General features: G+C 33.0%; 7 protein-coding genes and 1 pseudogene. 1 reads left to right on the forward strand and 7 read right to left on the reverse strand.

What is annotated here, in order from left to right:
- The first annotated feature begins 285 nt into the window (after positions 1–285).
- On the forward strand, positions 286–1,470 hold the full coding sequence (locus DWY01_RS11005) for an IS110 family transposase (RefSeq protein ID WP_117996165.1): 1,185 nt from the start codon (positions 286–288) through the stop codon (positions 1,468–1,470).
- A gap of 198 nt (positions 1,471–1,668) precedes the next feature.
- Here the strand turns inward: DWY01_RS11005 and DWY01_RS11010 are convergent, their stop codons facing one another.
- From DWY01_RS11010 to DWY01_RS11040, 7 genes and pseudogenes are all read right to left on the reverse strand, one after another.
- Positions 1,669–2,139 (reverse strand): flavodoxin, encoded by a 471-nt coding sequence (locus DWY01_RS11010; RefSeq protein WP_117996166.1) that lies wholly within the window; start codon positions 2,137–2,139, stop codon positions 1,669–1,671.
- Between the two features lie 127 nt (positions 2,140–2,266).
- A complete protein-coding gene (locus DWY01_RS11015; RefSeq protein ID WP_117996167.1) occupies positions 2,267–3,145 on the reverse strand; it encodes a LysR family transcriptional regulator in 879 nt (292 codons plus the stop codon).
- A 531-nt stretch (positions 3,146–3,676) separates the two neighbouring features.
- Positions 3,677–3,937: pseudogene (locus DWY01_RS11025) on the reverse strand (type II toxin-antitoxin system Phd/YefM family antitoxin).
- 380 nt (positions 3,938–4,317) lie between these two features.
- On the reverse strand, positions 4,318–4,446 hold the full coding sequence (locus DWY01_RS11920; protein ID WP_256372092.1) for a hypothetical protein: 129 nt from the start codon (positions 4,444–4,446) through the stop codon (positions 4,318–4,320).
- A 1-nt stretch (position 4,447) separates the two neighbouring features.
- Positions 4,448–5,701: an RNA-binding domain-containing protein gene (locus DWY01_RS11030; RefSeq protein WP_117996168.1), complete on the reverse strand. Its 1,254-nt coding sequence runs from the start codon at positions 5,699–5,701 to the stop codon at positions 4,448–4,450.
- Positions 5,702–6,040: 339 nt separating this feature from the next.
- A complete protein-coding gene (locus DWY01_RS11035) occupies positions 6,041–6,358 on the reverse strand; it encodes a type II toxin-antitoxin system RelE/ParE family toxin (protein WP_117996169.1) in 318 nt (105 codons plus the stop codon).
- A gap of 1 nt (position 6,359) precedes the next feature.
- Positions 6,360–6,638 (reverse strand): type II toxin-antitoxin system Phd/YefM family antitoxin, encoded by a 279-nt coding sequence (locus DWY01_RS11040; RefSeq protein ID WP_117996170.1) that lies wholly within the window; start codon positions 6,636–6,638, stop codon positions 6,360–6,362.
- Positions 6,639–6,995 lie beyond the last annotated feature (357 nt).

The following is a 6,995-nucleotide window of genomic DNA, read 5'->3' on the forward strand; positions in this document are numbered from 1 at the left end:
TGACCCATCTAACCGGTCATCTACAATATACTTCTCCTTTCTTTCAACCTTTAATAACCGTGGTTGAAGACGGTTTTGTTAATTTGTAAAATTGAATATGTGAACGTGGATTTGTATATTTATACCCTGTAGCTTGACTACTTTATGGAGGTTCTTACCACACCTTATTCCAAAACAGTGATTAGTTAGATGAGTCTTTGAATTCGTATTTTGAACCAGGTTTTGTGGTCTAAGTGTTGTGGATAACCATTTTCACAAATTTTAATCAAGAAAGGATGTTTATTTATGAAATTAGTTGGTATCGATGTTGGAAAGAACAGTCATCACTTCTGTGTTATGGACAAGGAAACCGGTGAATTCAATGTTACACCTTCTTCTTTTTCTAACAACAAAGAAGGATTTGACTTTCTGATCAACTCTCTTAAACCATATTCTAAAAAATCAATTCTGTTAGGTATGGAAGACACAGGGCATTACCATGTTGCTCTTCTTAAGTTTCTTCTTAGCAACGGATATACTGTTGCCTTAATCAACCCTAAAACTACAGATCTTACACGCAAGATGGAAGGTTGCATTACTAAGAATGACAAGCTGGATACAATCACCATTTGTGATGTTCTAGATACTCCTGAGCGCAAGAAACAGTATCGTATTACTAAAGTTGACCGTTTTGATTTGTACGAACAAAGACAACTGACTCGTCATCACCACAATTTAAAAGAAGAGCTCAATGTTTACTGTAATCGACTACAGAAATCGATTGATCTTGTTTTCCCTGAATTCAACACTTTGTTCAGCTCGAAATATGGCGTTGTTTACATGAATCTTCTTAAAACGTTTGGCAGCGCTGAAGCTATTGCTTCTACAGACATTCGTACAATCCGTAAATGTTTTGAAATCAAAGGTAAGGGCAATCGTATTTCATTGACTCCTGAAAAGTTAAAAGAATGCGCTAAGAATTCTATTGGAATCTCTTCCGAAGTTGAAACTATACAGATCAAACACTTGGTAAGCCAAATCATGCTTATTAAAGAGCAAATCGCTGAAATAGATAAAAAAATAGAAGAGTTCTCAATCACAAACAACTCTCCTATCCTAAGCATTCCAGGGATTTCTCATTTCTCTGGTACTTCTATTTTAGCCGAATTAGGAGATATTGGCAATTATTCCAAGCCTTCTCAGATCATTAAATTTGCAGGAGTTGCACCTTACCACTATGAATCGAGTCAATACAACGCCCAGCACACTGGCATAACCAAGAAGGGATCTAAGTATCTTAGAAAGACTTTGTATCAAATCATACTGACTGTAATTAACAATAATCCTGTATTTAAGAAATACTATCGACTAAAGATTTCTCAAGGTAAAGGACACCGTTGTGCTCAAGGTCACTGCATTAGGAAGCTGCTTAGAATCATTTATCATTTACTAGAAACAGGAAAATCATTTGATCCTGCATTATTAAGATAAGACAAATGCATCTAAAGCATTTGAACTTTTAAAAAATCGAATTTTAAAAGTTCTTTTCGTCATGCCTAAAATTAATCCAATATTCACATTTTCAAAAATCAATATAAAACTAACTAAAAAATCTAGTTATTTTATATTTTCAAACTTTTTCATAAAAAATACTTGAATTTTATATAGTTAGCTCCATAACACTATTATTTACAAAGAATTTATCCACTCATTAATTTCCTGTTTTGTTCCACGATTTAGCAATCTGCCTTCTGTAATAACTGCGTCTGGTGCAGATGGCTGCAATTCTTTCACAGTGTTCCCAAATCCGCTTCCACCGGATGTTGCAAAAAGCACGATTTTTTTACCGCCAAAATCATAAGTTTCCAAAAATGTATTGATGATTGTCGGAGCCACATACCACCAGATTGGAAATCCAAGAAGGATCTCATCATAAGAACTCATATCCATTTCTTTTTTCATAATCTCCGGTCTGTATTTCTTATCACTCATTTCCACACTGCTTCTGGATTTTTTATCCATCCAGTCAAGATCAGACTTTGTATATGGAACTTTCGGCTCAATCTCAAACAAATCCGCTTTTACTTCCTCTGCAATCATCTCTGCTACTTTTTTTGTTGTTCCACTTGCACTAAAAAATGCAACTAATTTTTTACACATAATACAAAACCTCTTTCCTTGCGTATTTTTCACAGAAAAAATAGATGTATAAGATTTACATTCATCTTACACATCTATTTTAAGTTCTATCACTTCATTATGTCTAATGCTTATATTGAATTTTGTTTTATGCCCGAAAAGCATATATTTCTTCTATCATTCTACGGACTGCCAGCGAATATGGGATGTTCCGTCTCCAGGCAATCACAGTGCTTGTCGTGATTTCAGGATAAATTCTTCGCTGTACAAGAATATCCTCCCGCCAATACTTTGCAGCACCTTCGATCGATACCGGATACCCCAGTCCATTTGCCGCCATAACTCCGGCATTCGTTCCAAGATTACTTGTAAAAGCAATCTGCAGTTTCGAAAAGTCTTTCCCAAACCAATTGGCAAGTTCGCTTTGAACATTCGTTCTTTCTGGCAGAATCAATGGTTTTCCTATGAGATCTTCTTTTTTTATAAACTCTTTTTCTGCCAGCGGATCATCTGGGCGCATTCCAACACACCAGTGGTCACAATCCAAAATCCGAATATAATCCAGCCCTTCAGTGTCCACCGGTTCCATGAATAACGCAATATCTACAAGACCTTTATTCATCATTTCATACACCGTATCTGCTGTTGCAGTATGAAGTACAATCTGAACCAATGGGTATTTTTCTTTATATGTTTTGCATATTTTCGCCAATGTTTCTACTGCCGCAAATTCACCACAGCCAATGGTTATGGTACCCTCCACAACATCTTCTTTCCTGTTCAGTTCCTTAAGCGTCCTTTCCTCAAGATTAAGAATCTCCAGGGCACGCCTTTTTAATAGAATCCCCTCATCAGTAAGTGTAATTTTCTTCCCGCTTCGAATAAATAATGTTATTCCCAGGTTCTCTTCAAATGACGCCATTTGTCTGGAAAGCGTTGGCTGGGTAATATGCAATTGTTCTGCTGCTTTTGTAAAGCTCTGTTCTTTTGCTACTGTCAAAAAATAACGTAATAATCTTAATTCCATATCTTTATATTCCTACAAATTTTTCTTGTAACCATTCTATCATGTTGCGTTCCAAACATCATCTATATTTACATATAATATCTGCACAAAAATCCCGCGGATTATTTTCGAGTTATTTTCTAACCGCCAATGCCTTCCAAGCCTTGATTTTACTGACTTTATGAAGAAGCTTTCAAAGAGTGACGTGGCAAATAAAAAGCACTTTCTTCATAGTCAAAACTCCTTTACTTACAAATATTTATCTGTATTTCTTGCACCATACATCAATCTTCGTATTTCCATCACATCATCAATTACTACATAATATACGACATAATTACGTATATAAATTCAATAATACGGGTAATCACGTTTCTTTATGGATGGGTATATTTCGAATAATGTAGGATTTTTGAGTCTTTCCAATATAGCATCTTCTATATCGTCAACTAAACGAATAGCTGCATCTTCATTTTTAAAACATTTTTTATGTAATTTACCGCACTCATCAAGTCTTGTTCGAAAATAGGTAAGTACCTTAATTTGAAGGATTTACTTTCCATTTACGATTTTCCTTATATTACCAAACACATCTTCATGAGAAAGACGTTCTTCTGTCATATTTGCTTATCTATCCGCTTCATCTAACTTTATTTCAACGTTGTCAATCAAGCTTGCATATTCTTCTAAACTTAAAACAACCATAGCTCCATAACCATTTTTAGTCAGATATACTGGCTGACCTTCTTTTACAATAGCTTCAATTTCCGGAAACTTATTTCTAAGATCTGAAACAGGTCGAATTTGTATCATTTTCAATTACTCCTTGATAATTACTGTGATTCTTAGTATTTTTTACTAGTCCATTACTCAAGAGCAACATCAATATATAGATATACATAGACATCTTCTCCTCTTACAAAAAAATTGAAGGATCTGCCGAGAACTCAAGCAGATATCATTTTAATTCAGAGGATTCACCATTACTACATCCAGTAGCACTTCTAATTATAAAACTTCAATGTGAAAACATTGTGAATTATATTCAATAGTTCCTATTTGATCTAAAACGTGTTATTTTCGTTGAATTAGATACGATTTAGTATTCTAAAAGAACAAAAAATCATCCTCTTACACAATATTAGTACCATCTCAACTTATTTTAAAAAACAGTTAGCCTAAAGCCATATTTATTATTCTTGTGAAGTTCTAGCATCTACACTAGCTCTAATTTCATTCATTTCTGGTTGAATGGCTTCATATTCTTTCTTGAACTCATCGTTCTGCAACTGTTTAGCAAGCATATCGTCAAATGTTTTCATTTTATTTAATTCTATATTTCGTTCCTTTACCTTTACCTTCAATTGCGATTACACCTTTTTGTTCCATATCTTTCAATAACTTTGTTGTTTTGGATTTACCAAAGGATATATATGGTGCAATTTCACTCATTGATTTCAACATATTTCTACTCAAAAGTTTATACACTACTTTTTCATCTTCCGTTAAATTTGTACTCTCTTCATACACAGGAAGTACAATTTGAATCGCATTCTCTGATACTTCAAAACTTGGTTTTATCAATGCTTCAGAATAAACTTGTTTAATTCTTGTAATACCTGTTCCAAATATTTCAACAAACCCCAATCTATAAAAGACATTCGCAAGATTTCTATTTCTTAAAACCGAAAGTTTGCCTGATAAATATTCATCCTCCGTTATTCCCGATGGTAATCCACCTGGAGATACAACTTCTATTTTATCATCAAACATAGATACTCTAATTTGTGAATCCACATCCCATACTCTATGGATCAAAGCATTCGCAATGGCTTCTCTAAATGCCGCTTCAGGAATCTTTTCCACCATTTTCCTATCCGCTCCTTGAATCACTTCATATTGATAATAATCTCTAAATACACTAAGAGCTTTTTCGTATATATCTAAAACAGATGTATTTTCAAAAGTAATTCTCTTTTGTATAACGCTGATATTTTCTCCAAATTTTACCATATCAAAACCAGGAAAATGATTTTTATCCGCTAAAAGACCAGCTGCATTATTAAAACCATTCACATCATCATATAGGTTCAATGTTTTTAAAGTATCTCTATTAAAAGTTTCAATCTGAATTTTTTCTTTAAGCTTACTTTGCAAAATTTCAAAAGACAACTTTTGATCTTTACAAGGCAATTCTTCAAACCGAATATTTTTTCCTTCTAAGACAAGTCTTGAAAACTCTAATGTATCTACTTCTATAGTTGAAGTATCGTTTCGCTTATACGCTTTTGATTTATACAAATACGGCTTCTGAAGACCACTCTTTACACTTAATTTTATCGTTTGCTCATTATTTTGGATTTCTAAAGTATAGTTTGGCTGAGGCGAAATACTATCATTGATTTTATTTTCAATATCTAAACAAGCTTGTTTAACATCTGACAAACCTTTTATATTTCCATCATCATCCACTCCAAAGAGAATCTCTCCACCATCATAATTCGAAAAGGCACTCACTGTTTTTAGAAAAGTGTTCGTAATTTTTTCTTTAAATTCTAGTATTCTTGTTTCTCGCATATAGACTCCTTTCCACTCTTTTTTTAATTATATTATATGTATAATCAGTCATAAAATCCATCGTATTTTTTTATGACTGTTTTTATGCGTGATTTCAATCATATTTTTTCTTTTCGACCGTATTTTTAACTGAAATCAATACATAATAGTTCTACATATTAGAAAAAATGTTTCTAACCACATTAACTAGAAACACCCTTTGTTATTTTCTAATGTATTATACCAATTATCACTACTTTCTGATAAGAAAAAGCCCCACCGGGTTGCGCATGATAAATCAGAGGCGTGGTGAGGTCTATAAATATTATTCTATAAATTTTTGATTTTTTAATAAACAATTTACAATCCTTGAATAATATTCAGATAGTCCTGACGTTGATCTACGACCGCATAAATAATAATTTGTTTTTTATCTTCGTTGATTTTGTAAAATATCAAGTCTTTTTCTAGTATCAACACCTTATAACCTTGTCGTTTTAAAACCGGATATCTAGGTATGGTTCCTAAATATGGATTATCTTCCAACAGATAAATATTCTTTTCTAAATCATTCAGCTTTTTTAAAGCAGTATCTTCACCGAAATTTCTTGCGATATACATTACAATTTTTCGAATACCAATATCTGCAGTATCAGTACGCACAATAGTATATTTCATTTTATTTTCCTTTTAGCATAACTCTTAAATCATTAAAAGTGTCTTGAATAGGTGATACTCTTCCGTTCGCAACATCTTCATCAGCTTCTGCAAGCAATTCCAACAATTCAATTCTTGACTTCATACTTTTGTATTCATCATAAGATAAAGAAACCGTATCACCACGCCCATTTACTGTAATAATTACAGCTTCATTCTCTTCCCGACATTGTTTTGAAATTTCATTATAGTGGTTTCTTAAATCAGCAGATGGCCTGATAGATTCTCGTATATGATACATAATATTGCCTCCATAATATATGTAAATTATATCATAATATAACTATGCAATCAATTTACATCATTTACTAACTGCTTGTATTTGTCTGAAAATAAGGCTTTCATATTTCCATAAACATTCCTTTATCGGTATAATACAGATACAGAAAGACTACTGGATATAGCGGTCCTCTGAATTACTAATGTATCGACACCAGTTTAATCCATTGGGGTGGTGAGCTAGTGTCTTTTACATTTTTATATGATAATGAATGTAATTCTTAGTATTTCTACTAGTGACAATAAAACCATGACAACATCGGGAGTTTAACACTTGCTCATAGCCAAAATAGCCAAATGTCGTTTATGTACGGCTTTT

It is taken from the genome of Eubacterium sp. AF22-8LB, from assembly GCF_003458715.1.
Lineage (GTDB): Bacteria > Bacillota_I > Bacilli_A > Erysipelotrichales > Erysipelotrichaceae > Holdemanella.